Origin of the sequence: Nitrospira sp. (assembly GCA_029194675.1) — a bacterium.
Classification (GTDB): Bacteria; Nitrospirota; Nitrospiria; order Nitrospirales; family Nitrospiraceae; genus Nitrospira_D.
Genome location: JARFXP010000003.1, coordinates 348,677 through 368,302, shown reverse-complemented (window position 1 = coordinate 368,302; position 19,626 = coordinate 348,677). Strand labels below are relative to the sequence as shown.

Sequence of the window (19,626 nt, the reverse complement as noted above, 5' to 3'; positions counted from 1 at the left end):
CAGCCACGCCTCTTGCTTAACCACTACCTATGGCACGAACACTATGGCGTCTTCGCGCAACGAAACCCATACCCAAAGAGCCGGTTCGTCGGTTGCGCGTCGAACCGATGCGCGGAACGCAGAAACTCCGGAACATACAACCAAGAACCACCCCGTACCACTTTCCCCTCACCCTTCGCCGGCCCGATGGGGTTCTTTTTCGGGCCTTTCTTGTAATAGTCATGGTCGTACCAATCGAAGACCCATTCCCAGGCATTGCCGGCCATGTCATAGATCCCATAGGGACTCTTTCCTGCTTCGAACGACCCAACGGGGGTCAAGGCTTGATGGTTGTCCAATTCCTTTCTCCCGTAATTCGCGTGGAGCCGAGTCGGGGCTTCATTGCCCCAAGGGTAGATGCGCCCATCCGTTCCCCGAGCCGCTTTTTCCCACTCCGCTTCCGTCGGCAGACGCTTGCCGGCCCATTTGCAGTACTTGACGGCATCCTCCCAATCCACGTTGACGACCGGGCGTCTCTGATACTGGGGTTGATTCATCATGTTCCAGTCAGGAGGCTCTTCCATGTCTGTCACCTCCAGGTACCTGGCATATTGCCCCACCGTGACCTCAAATCTATCCATATAGAAGGCATTCAGGTACACACGCCGCACGGGCTTTTCGTCTTCTCCCAGATTGCTTCCCATCGTGAACTCCCCAGCCGGCACCAGCGCCATAGGCATATCCTGCGTCTCGGCCGAGGCCCCTCCGACGGACAACCCGCCTGACGGCGGTTTGGTCGATACAGCAACGGTTCGCTGCCGTGGGAGTTTCATCTGCAGCTGTTGATAGAGGGCTAGTTGGTCATTGTTGAGACCCAACTCATTGGCACTGTCCAAAGCCTCCTCCGCTTGCCTCATCTTTTCAGGAGAAACTTTCCCGCCGCTCAGCAGCTCCTTCGCATCGTTGAGCAACCGCCAGGCCGTCACTTCCTCGAGCGACCGCCACACAGTCGCTTTACGCAAACGTGGTTGCGTCGATCCGGTCGCCCCTGCCTTGGCGTCCAGCTGCAACGCCGTCTCGTAATGTTCCTCTGCACAGGCCCAGGCTTCTAACCTTCGACAGGCCTCAGCAAGACTCAAATGAGCCTGTGCATTCGTAGGATCCTTCTCTATTCCGGCCTCCAGCGATGTACGTGCCTCCGTGTACTGCTTGTTCTTCAACAGGTCCTCCCCTCTGGAAATATCGCGATCCCCGGCGCCGGCAGCATGCGCCCATCCGCCCGGAGCTAAGAAAAGGCACAACAAGGTTATTCTCGCCCATACGTGTCTCATAGACCCCCCTTCCCCATTCTGACTGATCGCCCTGTGAATTTGGCCTCGCCTGCCAGCGAAGGAATCACACTTGGACCGGCCTCGCTGACTTACCAACAAGCACGTACAAGTTTAGTGCCTGACCTTACCGGGAACAAACATTCTGACCCCGCCCAAACGAATCCTTCTCCTAAACACTTTCATTCCAAATTCGGAGCAGGGCATCGTCGATCCCTGATCGCGTACATCGAGAGAACACCTCCCGCATTCCATTCTCCAGTCCCCTTCCTCAGAGCGGCTGGCAGGGCAGGGTCTGCCTCTGCTTACGTCGCGGGTACCTTTCGAGTTCGTTGCGATGGAAAGCGTGCGACGGCATTGCACCCTCCAGGCGCAGCCTCAGAAGAGCTATGGCCAACACCGATACACGATAGCCAGGCAACCCTCATCGCCGTATTGGCCGTCAGAGGAACATCCCACTCTGCTAGCCACCCTCCCCTCATACCCATTCCGACGCCTCCTCTTTCCCTACCGTACGTCCCGCAAAGACACTGTAGAGGGCCGGCAATACCACCAACCTCAGCGCCGTCGATGTAAAGAGTCTGCCGATCACGACACTGGCGAGGGGCCGTTGGACCTCCGCCCCAATCCCTTGCGCAAGCGCCAGCGGCAGAAGCCCTAGCAACGTCGTCATCAGCGTCATCACGACCGGACGAAGACGCAGGCTGCAACCGGTCAGCACCGCTTCGTCGATCGACTGTCCCTTATGGCGCAGCTGGTTGATGTACGAGACAAGGACAATTCCGTTCCCCACCGCGAGCCCGAACAGCTCGATGAACCTGATGGAAGCCGGCACACTTAGATATTGCCCGCTCAGCCAAAGCGAGACCACGCCGCCGATGTCTCGTCCGACGACATTGAAGCCGATGTAAATGCGTCGCTTCACATGCTCGCGGCTGATGCGAGCCGGGCCCTCGCGCATCTCGATCGTGGCAAGATCGCTCATCGGGATCAGTGCACCGGAAGCCGATTTCACGCGAATCTCTCCGATGGTCACGACGCTGTTGCGTTGTTGTTCTGGAAACCGAACGGTCAACTGAAACCGCCGTTCGCCTTCATGCACATGGGTCGCCACCTTGCCTCCGACGGCGGTGGTGATGATCTCTTGCACATCGGCCACGTTGATACCGAAGCGAGCGATCTTTTGTCGGTCGATGTCGATGATGAGATAGGGCTGGCCGGCAATCTGTTCGACTTTGACATCCTTAACGCCGTTGACCTGCTGCATTAAAGCGGCAATCTCTTGCGCCTTGTCGAGGAGCATATCGAGATCGTCTCCGAACACCTTGATGGCGCATTGAGTCCTGATCCCCGAGATCAGCTCGTCTACCCGTTCTTGAATCGGCTGGCTCATCAGCGCGGAAATGCCGGGAATATCGGCCAGCGACACACTCGGCAGCTTCGCAACCTGAGGAGTCAGGGCCCCTTCCTCAAGGAGCGGAATGAATTCCCGCCCTACGAATGGAATGAGAGCAAGACTCCAAAGGACGACCATGATTGAACCGGTCAGGACGAGGCCGCGGTGCCGTAGCGTCCATTGCAACACCGGGAGATAACGCTGCTTCATCCAAAACGTCAGGCGCGTCTCCTGCGGATGGTCTCCGCGCAGGAACAGCGACGCGAGCACCGGCGACAGGGTCAGAGTCACCGCAACTGAGGCTAGGAGCGCGATCACAAGCGTGTAGGCGAGCGGCGCGAACATCTTCCCCTCCATGCCGTGCAAGGTCATGAGAGGCAGGAAGACGACGCTGATGATCAGAATGCCGAAGAGGATCGGCCGGCCCACTTCTTTCGTGGCATGGAGAATGACATCGACCTTGCTCCTACCAGTCTCCCCGTTGGTCTGCGCGAGATGGCGATACACGTTTTCGACCACGACCAGCGAACCGTCCGCGATCTCACCGATGGCGATGGCCAGCCCACCAAATTGCGATGAACGTGAGCAAGGGGGTGACGATCAGCGAGACCGTCACGACGACGGCACTGCGCACGTGACCCAGGAAAAAGAAGAAGACGAAGACCACCAACACGATCCCCTCAATCAACGCATCGCGCACCGTCTGAATGGCGGCATTCACGAGTTCGATGCGATCATGGAAGGGGATCAGCTTCGTGCCTGCAGGGATGATCGTACTCTGTTGCAGGTCCTGCACCTCGACCTTGACCGCCTCGACCACCTGACGAGCATTGCCTCCGCGGAGCATCAGCACCGTCCCGATCACGACCTCTTGCTCCCCATTGAGGACCACGGCACCATGGCGAACGGCGTGGCCTATGTGGACTTCGGCGACATCCCGAACGAACACCGGCGTACCCCCGACCTCTTTCAGGATGATGGATTCGATATCGCCCACGGTCTTGATCAGCCCGAGCCCTCGCACGATCGAGCGATCGGCATATCTCTCCAACACGTTGCCCCCGATGTTCGCGTTGTTCTTCACCACCGCTTCATAGATCTGGTGAGCGTCAGGTCGAACTTGTGGAGCTTGGCCGAATCCACCAGAACTTGATATTGCTTCACAAACCCGCCCATGCCGTTCACGTCGATCACGCCCGGCACGTTTTTCAGCAGCGGGCGCAGGACCCAGTCCTGCATCGTTCGTGGCTCCGTCAATTCCCTTTCGACGACCTGAGGATCGGTCGCCATCGCATGAGGCCCTTTGACATAGTGGTGATAGACCTCGCCCAGCCCTGTGGTGACTGGGGCCATCACCGGCTCGATCCCCTCTGGTAACCGCTCTTTCGCCGCCATGATCCGCTCCAGGACCAACTGACGGGCGAAGTAGATATCGACGTCCTCTTGAAACCCCACCGTGATCTGAGAGAGCGCAAACTTGGAGAGCGAGCGGATTTCCGCCAGACCAGGCAGACCCGTCATCTGGAGTTCGAGGGGATAGGTAATGAACCGCTCTACTTCGACCGGTGAGAGACCAGCCGCCTCAGTCAGCACCTGCACCTGGATGTTGGTCACGTCGGGATAGGCGTCGATCGGGATAGACTGGAAGGCAAAGACGCCGACGACGGACAACAGATAGGCCAGACCCAAGACCAGGATCCGTTGCCGCAGTGAGAATTCTAGAAGCGAAGCGATCATAGCGAAGGCTCGATCTTGTGCCGTTCCATTTCAGACTTCAGGGCAACGGAGCCCTTTGTCACGACTTCCTCGCCCGCCTGAACCCCCTCCAGCACCCTGACCACATCGCCCTCTTCGTCCCCCAACTTGACCGTCCGCGTTTCGAAGGTACCGGCCTCCCGTTGAACAAACACCATCTTGCCGACAGGCCCATCTTGGACCGCCGAGAGGGGCACGCTCAGCGTGTCCTCGTTCGATGCTCCATGCACACTGACGACGGCGAACATTTCCGGTTTCAACAGACGCTCGGAGTTGAGAACCGTTACCCGCATACGCATGGTCCGCGTTGCTGGATCAAGCACATCTCCAATATAGGTAATTGCGTCGGTGACGATCGCATGCGGATAGGCCGCCAGGACCACATTCACTTTCTGGTCCTTGCGGATGAATTGCACATCCTTCTCAGGCACATTGCCGATCACCCACACACCCGTGAGATTCGCCACGGTGAAGAGCTTCTGATCAGAGGCGTGACCTCCGCCAATTCATTTTGGTTGGCCTGTACAGTTGCGGGAAATTGACGATGCGAAAGCAGTTGCCCCTGCTTGACCGGCACAAGTTCCAGCCACATCCTGGACAACTCTTCCGGCGTCAGGTGCAACGACCCTGCTCGTTCAAGGTGTGAGTCCGGTTTGACGGTTGCGGTGTCCACCGGTTTGTTCTCACAAGCAATTCCCACCGCTACGATCACGCAAGCCATCAGGCCATGTAGGATCCGAAGGAGCAATTCGGTTGTGCTCTGATTCAGGCAGGTACGAATCACAAATCACATCTCGTCGGTCTACTCTTCGACCTCAGATTCATCCTTACTCCCCTCCAAGTCTCTCGCACGGGACATGCCCCACAAACCCGCTGTTTTCCTCATGCGAAAGCTGACATTCGCGGCTTTTTGCCACCGAGAGCATGTGATGTCGTGGCGAAATGCGACAGTCATGCACTGAGACTTCCCAATACTGTAGGCTGTGAATATGAGATACTGCTCCGAGGAAGGGGCTCTGTATGGAAATTCAAGCTCAATTTCCAGATGAACAATCACCGGACGGTGAGTTCCAACGCCAGCCGGACGTGTTCCGACAATGGGTTACGGCGAACGGCGGCTCCGGCTATCCTGCTGAACGCGGGCGCTATCATCTCTACGTCTCATTGGCCTGTCCATGGGCTCACCGTACGATCATCGTACGCAAGTTAAAGCAGCTTGAAGATGTGATCGGTATGACGGTCGTGGATCCTATTCGTGACGAGCGAGGATGGGCGTTTCGAGAAGGCGCTGGACAATCCATTGATCCTATCAATGGATTCCAGTTTCTCCGTGAAGCGTATCATGCCACCGATCCAAACTATATCGGTCGCATGACGGTCCCGGCACTCTGGGATTGTGTCACCAAACGGATCGTGACCAACTCCGATGATGATCTGATGAGAATCTTCAACGCCGAGTTCGATCGATTCACCAAAAGCCCGGTCGATTTGTACCCGGATGGCCTGCGGCAAGAGATCGATGAGCTCAACACATTCATTTACGAAAACGTGAACGACGGAGTCTATCGAGCAGGATTCGCCACATCACAACATGCCTATGAACGAGCGGCACGGCGATTGTTTACCGCGCTGGATCAGCTCGAAGCACGCCTGGCGGGTCGGCGTTACCTCTTCGGGATGGAGTTCGTGGAAACCGATTGGCGACTGTTTGTCACGTTGGTTCGGTTCGACGCCGTGTACCATGGACATTTTAAATGCAATGTCCGACGAATCATCGATTACCCCAATCTCTTCGGGTATCTCAAGGACCTCTACCAAACCGACGGCATCGCCGAGACCGTGAATTTCGACCATATTAAGCGGCATTATTACGTGACGCACGACGACATCAATCCTACCCGTATTGTCCCGATCGGACCCAACCAAGATTTGACCACACCGCATGGACGTGAACATTTCGGCCAGCAGCGTCCTATCTGCCAATAGAGTCCTGACAGCTTCATCTGTCCAAGCAAATAGACAATCCTGAGGACATTTACCCCTCCCCTCTGAATCCGTCACGCATACGTGATGTGTGATGCGTCTATTTCTGCCCAGTTCAGGGACGGTCTCATCGGAGTGCTTTGAGCACAAGAGTTGCTCCATTCGTGTGACAAGAATTCACGTTGTCATTAATGACCTAATGAAAGGAGCCGTTATGGATATGATGTGGTTGTTCGCAGGCGTGATGGGTGCACTCCTCATCGGTGGGCTAATCGTGTACAAAAAGAGTGTATAGGCTACCGTCTAGCAGGCTGCGGAAAAACTCGATTGTCCGCTTCGGCGGGCGCAGCACGATCGGGAATTTCAGTATGTTCAATGAACGCTCCGTTCGTCCTGAGGCTCTCGAAGATATGGAGGGAGGGGTTTTCCGCAGCCTGCTAAGGCTATGCTAATCCGTTGGGGTCCCGGCAGTCGGCTGAGGAGGAGTATCCAGTCTATTGGTAGCTGCCGGCGTATCACCACTCGCATCGGGGTTATTGGTGGGACCTGATCCATTCTTCACAGAAATCTGGGAAGAATCGCCGACGGATAGGGTCCCTCGCCCAGAGGAACCAGCTGGGTCTGATGCAGCAGTCGAAGCGAACGATTGGTCGTTGCTGTCTCCTGCGCTCAAACTCGAAGGATTGTGTTCGAGCCTTTGCACGTGAGTCTGTACGTCAGGTTTAAGCACCGGTACATCAGAAGTATAGAGAAGAATTTCCACGCGTCGATTCCTCGCGCGGCCCTCCTCCGCCGTATTCGTGGCGGTTGGTTTGGTGTCTCCGAGTCCCACCGCACTGATCCGTTCCGGCTCCACGCCGCCCTTTTCTACGAGATAGCGGAGGACGCCGTCTGCGCGCACTTTGGACAACTCCCGATTGCTTGGATACCGCGACTTGAGCGAAGGGCCGATCTCCACGTTATCCGTATGACCTTCGATACGGATCATCCTCATGTCGCCGCTTGTGCGCAGGTATTCAATCAACTGATCGAGCACCTTGTAATTTTCCGTCTTGATAGCCGCATCCCCTGAGTCGTAGCGCAGGAACTTCGCTAGGTCCCCAAGGTTGACTCGGCTTTGTCCTGATGCATCCTGTATGTTCAGCTTGCTGGATACCAGATCGGCTGGGACCGGTTGACTGGCCTGGGTCGGGGGCGACCCCGGGCTTGCTCCTACAGGCTTGGTGAGGGGTGCGGCGTATCCAACGAGTTTGAACCGGTCTCCTTGGATGACCCGGGTGTTGGCCTTAAATACAAGAGCTGTAGCTGTATGAGATTCTACCGCCAATACCTTGAGTTGGCCGATCTTTCGTGGAGGAAGCCCGGCACTGTGCCGGTGGATGTCGAGGAGTTCGCCGGTCTTTAATCCATCTTCCCTCCCTCGATCCAGGTACACAACATTTGACTGTGAGACCAGGGTCATCGTCCGGTCGGCCTGGAGCTCAACAATCATACCCTCAATGTCGGGGATGTTCGACGCGGGGCTCGTCTCGATGTCTGGAGCCAGAGGCACAAAGCGCATGACAGGGTCACCGGGGGAAATCGGTCCGTAGCTCAGCACGGCCTCCGCGGTCGTGAGAGTGTGGTCGGCAGCGGTCACCCTCACGACCGCTGAACGATTCATGACAAATCCGAGATACTCCTTAGTCACTGGATGAAACACTTTCCGAACCCGCCGGTAGACCGTGAAAAGATCACCGACCGTTACCTCAGTGGGGTTGTTGAGTTTGAGATAGAGTGAATCTCGCTTGCCAAGAAGCATGCGATTGCCCGTTGACTGATTATCCCCGGTTATCAAATTTACGATTCCGTCGATCGGTGATGTTTTTTGGATGGCTCCGCTGGAAAAGGCGAGTGCAGCCTGCGAAAACCGAATAGAATCGATCTCTGGTGTCTGTGCTAGCGCTGCCTCAAGTGAGAGGTCCGCTCCTGAACAGAGGACTAAGACGAGGAACGCCAAGGTTTTCATAGATAGGTTCCTTCTGAGGCCAGTGTTGCTTGAAAAAACATAGCAAAAGACGCTGTGTTGTCAAGAATTTGAGCCGGTTTGGTAGGAGTTTGACGGGCCGTTCTTTTCAATGATAACGTGGAGTCAATCCTGTCCTCCCTTATCTGTCCGAGGGCCGTGAGCGATGATGAACGGTGATGAAAAAAAGGATCAGCGTCTCTCCAGGGGCTTCCGCCGAGAGGAACGAATCGATACACAGATCCATCGACGACGAACGGTCAAGGCGTTTTCTCCCCTCGAATCGGAATGGGAGAGTTTCCAGGCTGGACCATCCTCTTGTGGGATGGAGGATGAACAACGCGAAAGACATTAGGCGCTTGATGCCTGATTTATGTTGCAGCAAGAACCTAATCGTTCAACCTACTCTCCGCTCTCAGACAGCCATGCCTAGGACTTTCGGGTCCGCCTGGAATTAGGTCCTTTGTTCGCTTGCTATCCCCGAGATCGGGGCACTAAAATTTCACGCATCAGATCCCTCATACCCTTTCAAGGTCAATGCTTTGGGAGAGCAAAAACCAAATGACCGGGACGGAAGCTCTTCTTGAATATCTGACGAAGTTTTTTCCGGTCTTTCTCTTTATCTTGGTAACGTTGGTTTTTGGGATAGCGACCTTGCTCGTCAGTTATTTTGTGCAGCCCAGGTATCCGGAACCAGAAAAACTATCGACCTACGAGTGTGGAGCTGAACCATTTTCCGACGCCCGTATGCCGTTCCCTGTCAGGTATTACATTTTTGCGATGTTGTTCGTCATCTTCGATATTGAAGTGATCTTTCTCTATCCTTGGGCCGTGGTATTCACCAAAATCGGGGTGATTGGGTTGATCGAAATGATGATTTTTATAGGACTGTTCATTGTGGCCTACGTGTATGCCTGGCGAAAAGGTGCGCTGGAGTGGGACTGAGGATTGTATGGGATTGATCCAACTGGGACGGCCTGAGAAAGACGGAGCTCCGGACGTCATCACGGGGTCTCTTGAAAAAGCCGTGAACTGGGCTAGGAAGGGCTCTCTCTGGCCGATGACGTTCGGGCTCGCCTGCTGCGCCATCGAGATGATGGCCGCGGTTTCTTCGCGGTACGATATGGATCGGTTCGGGGCAGGAGTGTTTCGCGGGTCGCCGCGACAGTCGGATTTGATGATCGTCGCCGGAACCGTATGTCGACGCATGGCGCCGGTGATTCGAAAAATTTACGACCAAATGCCTGAACCTAAGTATGTGATTGCGATGGGGTCCTGTGCCACATCAGGGAACATCTATGACAGTTACAGTGTCGTGCAGGGAGTCGACCGATTTATTCCCGTTGATATTTATGTGCCCGGTTGCCCTCCGACTCCCGAGGCGCTCTTGGACGGCATTCTAAAACTGCAGGATCGCATCATGCAAAAACGTGTGTTTGTGACTCAACCGGAGCAGGTCAAGGCCGGTCTGAAAGTGTGACGCGTCGTTATGCATCCACTGCTCCAGCGGATTCAGCAGACGTTTTCGGTCGGAATCACCGGCCTGGCTGAGTGGCGCGGTGACGTGGCGGTGACCGTCTCCCGAGACAAGCTCCATGACGTTGCTCAGTTTCTACGAAGCGATCCCGGGATGGATTTCGATTATATCGTTCATGTGAGCTCCGTGGATTGGCCGGATGACGAAGAGCGATTCGAAGTCGTGTGGGAATTCTACTCGATTAGGAAACGACATCGCCTTCGGCTCAAGACACGGGTGCCTGAATCAGATTGTGTCGTGGATTCCTTGACGGATCTTTGGAAAGGTGCCGATTTCATGGAACGCGAAGTCTTCGACATGATGGGTATCCGGTTTCGAAATCATCCCGATCTTCGCCGGATTTTAATGCCTGATGATTATACTGAAGGTTACCCGTTGCGTAAGGATTTTCCACTCCGTGGAAAGGGCTGGCGAGATACATTTGATTTTCTGGACGAAGTTCCACGATAGGATACTCCACCAGTGGCATTCGAGGACCAAAGAACCACCGTCTATAAGATCAACCCGGAGCATCCGGAAAGCGAGACGCTTCCGACCCTGCGAACCGAGGAACTCCTGCTCAACATGGGACCTCAGCACCCCAGTACGCACGGGGTGTTGAAAGTAATTCTAGAGCTGGAAGGGGAGCGGTTGGTGAAATCTACGCCGGTCATGGGGTACCTCCACCGAGGAGTAGAAAAGCTTGCTGAAGATGGCACGTACCATCAGTTCATTCCTCATACGGATCGGCTCGACTATGTCTGTGCGATGTATAACAACTTTGCCTATTGCCGTGCCGTTGAAAAACTCTTGAATTTGCAAGTGCCAGAGCGGGCGGAATATCTCAGGACAATCGTTGCGGAGGTACAGCGGATCATTGGGCACCAATTTTGGCTGAGCGCCCAGGCGCTTGACATCGGGGCCATGACCGTCTTTTTTTATTGTTTTCGGGATCGGGAAATCCTGCTGGATTGGTTCGACGAGCTGTGCGGAGCTCGTCTCACGACGAGTTGGTATCGAATCGGCGGGGTTGAGCGGGACTTGACTCCCTCATTGCTCGACAAGCTCAAACAGTTCTTGGACTATTTCCCGCCGAAAATCGACGAATATCAGGTGTTTCTCGAGAGAAACCGCATTTGGCTTGGGCGCACCAAGGGGGTCGCCGTGATCTCCGCCGAAGATGCGGTCAATTTTGGACTGAGCGGACCGGTTCTTCGCGGGTCCGGCGTGGACTATGATCTTCGTAAGTACGAGCCCTATAGCGCCTATCCAAAGTGCGAGTTCAGCGTTCCGGTTGGGAAAAACGGCGATACCTATGATCGGTATTGGATTCGGGTGATGGAGCTTTACGAGAGCGTCAAGATCATTCGACAATGTCTGGAGCAGATGCAGGAGGGGCCCATTATGGCGGATGTTCCCAGCGTGACGCTGCCGCCGAAGGAGCGAGTCTTCACGAACCTGGAGGCAATGATCCAACAGTTCAAGCTATTCTCGCAGGGGTTCGATGCTCCACCTGGAGAAATCTACTGCGGCACAGAAGCGCACAAAGGGGAGTTGGGTTTTTATATCGTCAGTACGGGGGGAGGAAAGCCCTATCGACTGAAGATTCGCGCCCCTTCGTTCGTGCATATGGGCGCGTTCGATCATATGGCCAGAGGATATATGATCTCGGATGCCTGTACGATCTTCGGCACCTACGATGTCGTGATGGGCGAATGCGATAGATAGATTGTAAAATACCAGATGTGGAAAGTGAGAGGTAAACTCAGGGTTTCATTTTTCGGTTCGCGTTTTCCCTTCCACGGAGAAGAGCTATGGGTTTGAAGCCGGCTACTAATCCAGACGTTGAAGCGGCAACGATCGAATTGAGCATCGACGGGAAATCCGTCACAGCAAGGGACGGGGTGTCCTTGTACGACGTCATCGCAATGACGGGCAAGATCATCCCGGCCATGTGCTATCACTACACATTCGATCCGTTCGGCTCTTGTGGCATGTGCCTCGTCATGCAAGAGGGAAAGAAGGCTCCCGTTCGGTCGTGCACCGCCAAGGCGGCGGCGGGAATGGTGATTCGTACAGAAGGAGAGGATCTCTTTCTCGCTCGGAAGAAAGCCGTCGAGAAACACCTGTCGGTGCATCCTCTCGACTGCCCGGTGTGCGATGCGGACGGCCATTGTGAACTCCAAGATATGGCCTTCCAGCATGGCGTGACCAATCTGGCCAATGCGAAGCAGAAATTCATTCCGGAAGATACACGCAGTCCCGTGCTCGACTTCAACATGAATCGCTGCATTGCCTGTGCGGAATGCATCAATGTTTGCAAGGATGTGTTGATGATCGATGCCTTGCAGTTCATGAAGAAGGGCGGATTCAACCAGGTCGTGGCCAAGGGCGATCTCGCCCTCGATTGTGAATTCTGCGGAGATTGTTTAGCAGTGTGTCCGGTCGGCGCCATCACGAACAAGTTTTCCAAGTATCTGTATAAACCGTGGCAGATGAAGAAGACGACGACGACCTGCAACTACTGCGGAGACGGTTGCCAACTCTACCTGGAAACGAAAGATGAAGAGGTGGTCCGAGTCACCTCCCCGTTATCTTGGAAGAACAAGTGGGGCGACCGATCGGAAACTGCCAAGGGGCACGGCGGGCTCTGCGTGCGTGGACGTTTTGGGTTCGAATATCTAGACAGTAAGAACCGGCTTACACAGCCCCTTGTCCGCGAAGGGGGTCGGTTGGTGCAAAAGCCTTGGCTGGAAACTATGCACCTGCTCGTAGACCGATTGACCGAAATTAAGGGAAAATACGGTGCCGATGCCATCGGCGGCCTTGTGACGGCGCGCTGTACGAACGAAGAACTGTATTTGTTTCAGAAGCTCATGCGCACTGGTTTTGGAACCAACCAGCTCGATAGTAGCGCCCGCTACGGCCATATGAACTTTGTGCTCGCGTCCAAACATGCGGTCGGACTTGGGAGAGCGCCGAATGATTGGGAGGATTTGACTAAAGCGAAAGCCATCATCTTGTTCGGCTCCAATATTACCGAGACGAACCCGTTGACTGCCGTGCGAATCAAAGAAGCGATACGGGTCTACAAGGCTCAGGTGGTGACGCTCGACAGCGCCATTACGAATATTGCAAAGCTGGCATCGCACTCGTTTTTGATCAGGCCCGGAACAGAGGGAGCAGTGATCGATGGGTTGGTCAAGACGACCATCGATCAGGATTTGGTGGATGAAGAAGCTGTCGAGAAACACCCCCAAGCGTTTGAAGCGCTCAAAAGTGCGGTGGAGAATGTTTCGTTGGAGCGGCTTGCGGCGCAGACCGGCTTGCCCGTGGAAGCCTTCCGAGAAGTTGCGGCTATTTTTGCCGAATCGTCGAGGTCGATCATCCTATGCGGTGAAGGGATTGTCAGACGGACGAACGGCTATCAGAACGTCTTAAAACTGATGGATCTCGCCTGGATCACCGGCAAGCTCGGACGAGCGGGTTGTGGTGTGAACACCGTGACGGAGGAGCCGAATGAACAAGGGGCCGTTGATATGGGCGCAGCACCTGAGTTTCTCCCAGGTCAGGCTCGGTTTGACGATCCAGCAGTTCGAGACCGGTTCGCCAAGGCATGGGAAACGTCACTCCCTCCTGTCGGCTCAGGGGCACATCTCATCGAAATCTTGAAGCGGAGCAAGAGTGGACAGATCAAAGCCCTATACATTCTGGGGGAAAATCCGCTCGCGACCTTGCCGGCCTCGATGGAGGTGCGAGCCGCCCTTGAACGACTCGAACTGTTAGTCGTGCAAGATCCTTTTTTGACTGAAACGGGGAAATTGGCTCATTTTGTGCTCCCCGCTTGCACCTATGCGGAGAAGGACGGCACATTTACGAATCTTGAAGGTCGTGTGCTTCGCGTTCGTCAGGCGATGGATCCGCTTGGAGAGAGCCTGCCGGACTGGCACATCATGACCGCGTTCGCGAATGCCATGGGATGCCGATGGGAGTACCAATCTGCCAATGATATTCAGGCCGAGATTATGAAACTGTTGCCCGGATATTATAATCTCGGACAACCCCGCAAGGTTATGCCAGCCCCTGATCAGTATTTGTCCAACGACTACGCAGCGGGGGTCAAGGTTCGTTATCAACGGTGTCCGTCATCGGGAGAACATACCCGTCCCTTTTCTCTATTGATGGGACAGTTATTGATGCATTCTGGGAAATTGTCGACGCAAGCGCCCGGGCTTATCAAGATCGCTCCGAACACCGAGAAGCTGCGGATGAACATACGGGACATGGAACGTCTCGGATTGCAAGACGGTGCGAAGGTGCGTTTGACCTCGGATCGTGGTTCGCTTCAGCTTGGTGTGCAGCCGGATCAGTCCATCGCGCCGGGCACCTGCTTTTTCCCCGAGCATTTCAATGAACCCCCGGTGAAGGACTTAATGCCGGTGTCGGTTGATGCCACGACCGGTGTCCCGTCGTTCAAACAGATCTGGGTAAGTGTTGAACAGGCGTAAGCGGATATCTTGGGCCGTGGCAAGGAGTCTACGATGAGTGTCGGCGCGTTGACCAAGAAGATCCTTCAGGCTGCGTTGTTCTACGAGATTGTGGACGCGATGAAGGTCACGTTTCGGCACATGCTTCATCGACCGATGACGTTTCAGTATCCGCGGGAACAACGAACGATCCCAGATACGCATCGCGGTGCGCTTGGTTTGCTTCGATATGATGATGGGCAAGAACGGTGTGTCGGCTGCGATCTTTGCGAGGCCGCCTGTCCTTCGCATTGCATCAAGGTGATCAGTGCCGAGGATCCGGCGCGACCACTCCAGCGCTACGCCAGTGAATTTTATATCGATATCACAAAATGCGTCTTCTGCGGCTATTGTGTCGAAGCATGTCCCGTGAACGCATTGGCGATGACCAAGATGTACGAATACTCGACCCATGACAAACGCAGTCTACTCTTCGACAAGAAGCGGCTGTACGACATCGGCGAACGCCATCTTGATGACGGGAAGAAATATTTGTATGCGCACAACCAGGAGAAGGATGTCGAGCAAAGCCGCGAGTACCGTTACTATTTTCCACAGTCGGTACAGAAGTCGACCCAACCGCCTCCCAAACATCTGAGCTGAGCCGCACCCATGACCGGAATGTTTTTCGCTTATTTTGCATTGGTCAGTATTGCCGCCGGTGTTATGACGGTGTCCTTGCGTCACCCAGTTCACTGCGCGCTCTCTCTCCTCGTGTTGCTCATGCACGTCTCCGGCCTATTCATTCTTCTGAACGCGGAGTTCTTGTGGGCCGTGCAGGTCATCGTCTACGTTGGGGCCATTCTGGTGCTGTACCTCTTTGTGTTGATGTTGATGAATCTCAAGACGGATGAACGGTATTTTCACCCATCGGCTCTGTATATTCTCGGGCCTGCTGTCTTGGGAGCCGGCTACGTTTTGTACCTCCTCCTGCGGTCTCCATTTGCGGGGGTCAAGGGGGATGCTCCGACCACCGCCGTGCTGCAAGACGGCGATACCTATGCCGTGGGCATCAAGATGTTCAGCGACCATCTCTTGCAGTTTGAGATCGTCGGCATCTTTCTGCTCGGAGCCATTATCGGCGCGATCGTGCTGGCCAAGGCTCCGAAGCCGCTGGAGAGGCATCGCGAGCGGTTATGATTCCTTTGTCTGCCTATACAGCCGTCAGCGCGATCCTTTTTATGACGGGGCTCGTGGGTGTGCTTATCAGACGGAACTTCATTATCGTGCTGATGTCGGTTGAAATCATGATGAATGCGGCCAACATTAATTTGGTCGCCTTCTCACATTATTTGGAATCGATGGCAGGGCAACTTGTGGCTCTGTTCATCATCGCCATCGCGGCCGGCGAAGCGGCCGTTGGTTTGGCCATCATCATCGTCGTGTTCAGAGGCAAGATTTCCACGAATGTAGATGAAATGAACCTATTAAAGTGGTAGCAGGATGTGGACAATCGCATCCAATGGTGCCGTCGGTGGCTCGTACCCCTCAACGTATCGCCATGAGTACGTTGTAGGTTTCAACTCCGTGCAGCATGGCTGGCTAGCTGAGCATCCGCAGAATGGTACGATACTGTGTCCAGCTTGACTGATCTCCTCATCAAATTGATTCCCGTTTTCCCGCTGCTCGCGGTTCTTGCGAACGGACTGCTCGGGCACCGCTACTCGCATGGGATGGCCCATCGATTGGCTTGGGGGTCAGTCGGCCTATCGTTTCTCTGTACGGTCGGCGTATTCACCGATGTCATGCGTACGGGAACTTCTCATGAAGTGGTTGTCTACCAGTGGATTTTCGGGGGAGATCTTGCGATCAATTTAGCATACCTGGTGGATCCTCTGACCTGCGCTTGGTTGCTGGTCATCACCGGTGTCGGGTTCCTCATTCACGTCTATTCCGTGGGGTATATGCACGGAGAAACTGGATTTACGCGCTTCTTCACCTACATGAATCTATTCATGGTCTCCATGCTGCTTCTGGTCATGGGGAACAACTATGCCGTGCTCTTTATCGGTTGGGAGGGTGTCGGGCTTTGTTCCTATCTCTTGATCGGCTATTACTATGACAAGGTTTCTGCCGCCAAGGCGGCATCCAAAGCGTTCGTCGTCAACAGGATCGGCGACGCGGGATTTCTCGTCGCGATATTTCTTGTCTTCACCAACTTTAAGACCCTCGACTATACCAAGGTCTTTGCCCAGGTCGGGCAACTATCTCCAGACATGGCGACTGCCATCGCTCTGTGCCTCTTCATCGGTGCGGTTGGGAAGTCTGCGCAGCTTCCCCTCCATACCTGGCTGCCCGATGCGATGGAAGGTCCGACGCCGGTGAGCGCGTTGATCCATGCGGCAACCATGGTGACGGCCGGTGTCTACATGGTCGTCCGTAATCACGCGATCTTCGATCTCTCACCGTTCGCGATGTCGCTGGTGGCGTTTGTCGGTGGAGGCACCGCCCTGTTTGCGGCGACCATCGGACTCGTCCAGACCGACATCAAACGCGTCCTGGCTTATTCGACGGTGAGCCAGCTCGGATATATGTTTCTCGGTTGTGGGATCGGCGCCTATACGGCGGCCGTGTTTCATGTCATGACCCATGCGTTCTTCAAAGCGTTGTTGTTCTTGTCGGCAGGGTCGGTGATCCATGCAGTATCGGGGGAACAGGATATCCGAAAGATGGGCGGACTGAGCAGCCGGATCCCATGGACCCATCGTCTCTTCCTGATCGGCACCATTGCGATCGCGGGGCTTCCTCCCTTGGCGGGTTTCTGGAGCAAAGACGAGATTATGGCCCATGCCTTCACCAATCATCACTATCTCCTGTACGGCATGGCGGCATTCGGGGCATTCATGACGTCTTTTTATATGTTCCGTCTGACCTATCTGACGTTCTACGGTTCTTCTCGGATGGATCCTCATGAGGCTGAGCATGTGCATGAATCTCCGATGGTCATGGTCGCTCCCCTGATGGTCCTTGGCTTCCTCTCGATTGTGGGTGGGTTGATTATGGGTTTTCCTCCAGAGCATGGTTGGTTGCATAGATTCTTGGGACCCGTCGTCGGGGGGGGGAGCGTGCATGAAGCTAGTGCCGGCATGGTGATTCTGTTGATGAGCATTGCGATCGTCATCGCCTTGGCTGGGTGGGGGCTGGCGCATTTTCTGTATGGCCTGAGCCCGGCAACAGCAGACCAATGGGCAAAACAATTCTCCGGGATGTACCGGCTTCTGCTGAACAAGTACTACGTCGACGAACTGTACGACCTGATCTTCGTGGAGCCGCTCAAACGTCTGGGTGCAATGCTTGACTGGTTCGATCGCACAGTCATAGACGGCATCGTGCGAGGTGTTGGATGGCTCGCTGATTGGGGTTCTGCCGGATCCACGTGGGTCGAGAAATACATTATCTACGGCGGCCTGAACGTAATCGGATATAGCAACCATCTCGCGGCTCGCGAAGGTCGGAAGATGCAGAGCGGAATGGTGCATCATTATGCCGCCATCATCGTCGCGGGGATCTTTCTTCTCGTTCTTGTCGTTCAACTGTTTGCTCAGATGTAGGGCTTAACCCGACTAGGCTGCGTCCATGCTCGAAGAACTCACCGCCGGATTCCCGATTCTGTCTTGCATTCTATTTCTCCCGCTGGTCGGGGCTGCTGTGCTCTGGCTGCTCGACGACGAGGATATGGTCCGGACCTCAGCCCTCACCATTGCGCTGGTGGAGTTTGCGCTTTCGGTATTCGTCCTGCTGCGCTTCGTGCCGGAGTCAGCCGCCATGCAGTTCACAGAGCGTGTCCGATGGATTCCGGCGTTAGGCATCAGCTATCACCTGGCTGTCGATGGGATCAGCGTATTGTTCGTGGGGCTCACGGCTTTTTTGGCGGTCTTGGTCGTGGTCTACTCGTGGGATACGATTCGACATCAAGTCAAACTGTACATGATGTGCCTGTTGGCGCTCGAGACGACGACGATGGGCGTTTTCGTGTCGCTGGATTTGATCCTGTTTTTCGTGTTTTGGGAGTTGATGCTGATACCCAGCTATTTCCTGATCAAGCTGTGGGGAGGGGGAGCCGAACGTCATTACGCCGCACTGAAGTTCGTCGTGTATACGCTCTTGGGCAGCGTGTTCATGCTGGTGGGCATCGCGTTGCTGAACATCAATTTCCATCAGTGGGCCTCCCTGCATCACACCGATCAGATCTATTCGTTTGATCTGCTCGAACTCATGACGGTACCGGTTCCGATCTCTCAGCAACTCGTCATTTTTTGGCTGATGTTCCTAGGATTTGCGTTCAAGGCTCCGGTGTTTCCTTTCCATACGTGGTTGCCTGATGCGCTGTTGGAGGGTCCGATCGGGATGGCCGTGGTCTTGGCGGGATTGAAAGTGGGCACGTTTGGTTTTATGCGCTTCAGCCTCCCCTTGCTCCCCGATGCGTCGAAAAGCGAGACGGTTGTCATGGTGATGGTCGTGCTTGGGCTCTGCGCAATTCTCTACGGAGCCTGGATGGCCTTGGTTCAAGCTGATTTTCGACGCTTGTTGGCCTACAGCAGCATCAGTCACTTGGGCTTTGTCGTCGTGGGGTTGTTTGCCTTGAACTATCAAGGTCTGCAAGGCAGCCTGCTCACGATGATCAATCTGGGGTTCAGCACGGCGGGGCTTTTCTTTATCGCCGGTTTTCTCTACTCTCGGCAGCAGACAACGCAGTTGTCGGCGTTCGGGGGGATGGCAAAACAAGTGCCTCGCCTCGCGACATTCTTGCTCATTATCGGACTGGCGTCGATCGGGCTGCCCGGTACGAACGGCTTTGTCGGGGAGTTTCTCATTCTCCTGGGTGCATTCGAGGCCAAGTGGTGGTTCGGCGCAATCGCCGTGCTCGGGGTTATTTTCGGTGCCGCGTATTTTCTGTGGTACTACGAACGTTCGATGATGGGTCCGCTCGGCAATGCGGTGAAAGGTACGATGAGCGACCTGCAGCTTCGTGAGATGGTCATCGCGGTTTCACTTTCCGTCATGATTTTCTGGATCGGGCTCTATCCTTCGGCGTTTTTACGAATCATGAACGGATCTGTTCAAGCGCTCGTTGATCGCCTCCATCACGACAAGACGGTAGCCCTGGACAGTAGTCAGGTCGGACGAGGGTATTAGCT

The 19,626-nt window shown here is 55.0% G+C and carries 16 protein-coding genes and 1 pseudogene; 11 read left to right on the top strand and 6 right to left on the bottom strand.

All coding sequences use genetic code 11. From position 1 onward, the window contains the following. Positions 1-41: 41 nt before the first annotated feature. From P0120_16690 to P0120_16670, 5 genes and pseudogenes are all read right to left on the bottom strand, one after another. Positions 42-1,310, bottom strand: coding sequence for an SUMF1/EgtB/PvdO family nonheme iron enzyme (locus P0120_16690; protein ID MDF0675947.1), 1,269 nt, complete (start codon positions 1,308-1,310; stop codon positions 42-44). A gap of 475 nt (positions 1,311-1,785) precedes the next feature. Continuing rightward, on the bottom strand, positions 1,786-2,178 hold the full coding sequence (locus P0120_16685; GenBank protein MDF0675946.1) for an efflux RND transporter permease subunit: 393 nt from the start codon (positions 2,176-2,178) through the stop codon (positions 1,786-1,788). 21 nt (positions 2,179-2,199) lie between these two features. Continuing rightward, positions 2,200-4,440 (bottom strand): annotated as a pseudogene (locus tag P0120_16680) (efflux RND transporter permease subunit). Further along, positions 4,437-4,925 carry an efflux RND transporter periplasmic adaptor subunit gene (locus P0120_16675; GenBank protein MDF0675945.1) on the bottom strand — a complete coding sequence of 163 codons (489 nt, stop codon included), beginning with the start codon at positions 4,923-4,925 and terminating at the stop codon, positions 4,437-4,439. The pseudogene P0120_16680 and the gene P0120_16675 overlap by 4 nt, the downstream one beginning before the upstream one ends. Further along, on the bottom strand, positions 4,898-5,242 hold the full coding sequence (locus P0120_16670; protein ID MDF0675944.1) for a hypothetical protein: 345 nt from the start codon (positions 5,240-5,242) through the stop codon (positions 4,898-4,900). Before P0120_16670 ends, P0120_16675 begins: the two co-directional genes overlap by 28 nt. A 236-nt stretch (positions 5,243-5,478) precedes the next feature. Between P0120_16670 and P0120_16665 the strand changes: the two genes are divergently transcribed. Continuing rightward, positions 5,479-6,444 (top strand): glutathione S-transferase family protein, encoded by a 966-nt coding sequence (locus tag P0120_16665; protein MDF0675943.1) that lies wholly within the window; start codon positions 5,479-5,481, stop codon positions 6,442-6,444. Between the two features lie 445 nt (positions 6,445-6,889). Here P0120_16665 and P0120_16660 read toward each other — a convergent pair whose 3' ends face one another. Next, positions 6,890-8,449 carry an OmpA family protein gene (locus P0120_16660; GenBank protein ID MDF0675942.1) on the bottom strand — a complete coding sequence of 520 codons (1,560 nt, stop codon included), beginning with the start codon at positions 8,447-8,449 and terminating at the stop codon, positions 6,890-6,892. A gap of 558 nt (positions 8,450-9,007) precedes the next feature. On the opposite strand from P0120_16660, the gene ndhC reads away from it, so the two are divergent. From ndhC to P0120_16610, 10 genes are all read left to right on the top strand, one after another. Then, positions 9,008-9,391, top strand: coding sequence for an NADH-quinone oxidoreductase subunit A (ndhC, locus tag P0120_16655; GenBank protein MDF0675941.1), 384 nt, complete (start codon positions 9,008-9,010; stop codon positions 9,389-9,391). Positions 9,392-9,398: 7 nt separating this feature from the next. Beyond that, positions 9,399-9,926 (top strand): NADH-quinone oxidoreductase subunit B, encoded by a 528-nt coding sequence (locus P0120_16650; GenBank protein ID MDF0675940.1) that lies wholly within the window; start codon positions 9,399-9,401, stop codon positions 9,924-9,926. 9 nt (positions 9,927-9,935) lie between these two features. Then, a complete protein-coding gene (locus P0120_16645; protein ID MDF0675939.1) occupies positions 9,936-10,433 on the top strand; it encodes an NADH-quinone oxidoreductase subunit C in 498 nt (165 codons plus the stop codon). 12 nt (positions 10,434-10,445) lie between these two features. Then, positions 10,446-11,690, top strand: coding sequence for an NADH dehydrogenase (quinone) subunit D (gene nuoD / locus P0120_16640; protein ID MDF0675938.1), 1,245 nt, complete (start codon positions 10,446-10,448; stop codon positions 11,688-11,690). 86 nt (positions 11,691-11,776) lie between these two features. Continuing rightward, positions 11,777-14,470 carry a molybdopterin-dependent oxidoreductase gene (locus P0120_16635; protein MDF0675937.1) on the top strand — a complete coding sequence of 898 codons (2,694 nt, stop codon included), beginning with the start codon at positions 11,777-11,779 and terminating at the stop codon, positions 14,468-14,470. Between the two features lie 33 nt (positions 14,471-14,503). Continuing rightward, a complete protein-coding gene (nuoI, locus tag P0120_16630; GenBank protein ID MDF0675936.1) occupies positions 14,504-15,091 on the top strand; it encodes an NADH-quinone oxidoreductase subunit NuoI in 588 nt (195 codons plus the stop codon). Between the two features lie 9 nt (positions 15,092-15,100). Further along, a complete protein-coding gene (locus tag P0120_16625; GenBank protein MDF0675935.1) occupies positions 15,101-15,628 on the top strand; it encodes an NADH-quinone oxidoreductase subunit J in 528 nt (175 codons plus the stop codon). Continuing rightward, the gene (nuoK, locus tag P0120_16620; GenBank protein MDF0675934.1) at positions 15,625-15,927 is read left to right on the top strand and encodes an NADH-quinone oxidoreductase subunit NuoK; all 303 of its coding nucleotides are present in this window, start codon (positions 15,625-15,627) and stop codon (positions 15,925-15,927) included. Before P0120_16625 ends, nuoK begins: the two co-directional genes overlap by 4 nt. Before the next feature lie 135 nt (positions 15,928-16,062). Next, positions 16,063-18,039 (top strand): NADH-quinone oxidoreductase subunit L, encoded by a 1,977-nt coding sequence (gene nuoL / locus P0120_16615; GenBank protein MDF0675933.1) that lies wholly within the window; start codon positions 16,063-16,065, stop codon positions 18,037-18,039. A gap of 25 nt (positions 18,040-18,064) precedes the next feature. After that, positions 18,065-19,624 (top strand): NADH-quinone oxidoreductase subunit M, encoded by a 1,560-nt coding sequence (locus P0120_16610; GenBank protein MDF0675932.1) that lies wholly within the window; start codon positions 18,065-18,067, stop codon positions 19,622-19,624. Positions 19,625-19,626: the final 2 nt, after the last annotated feature.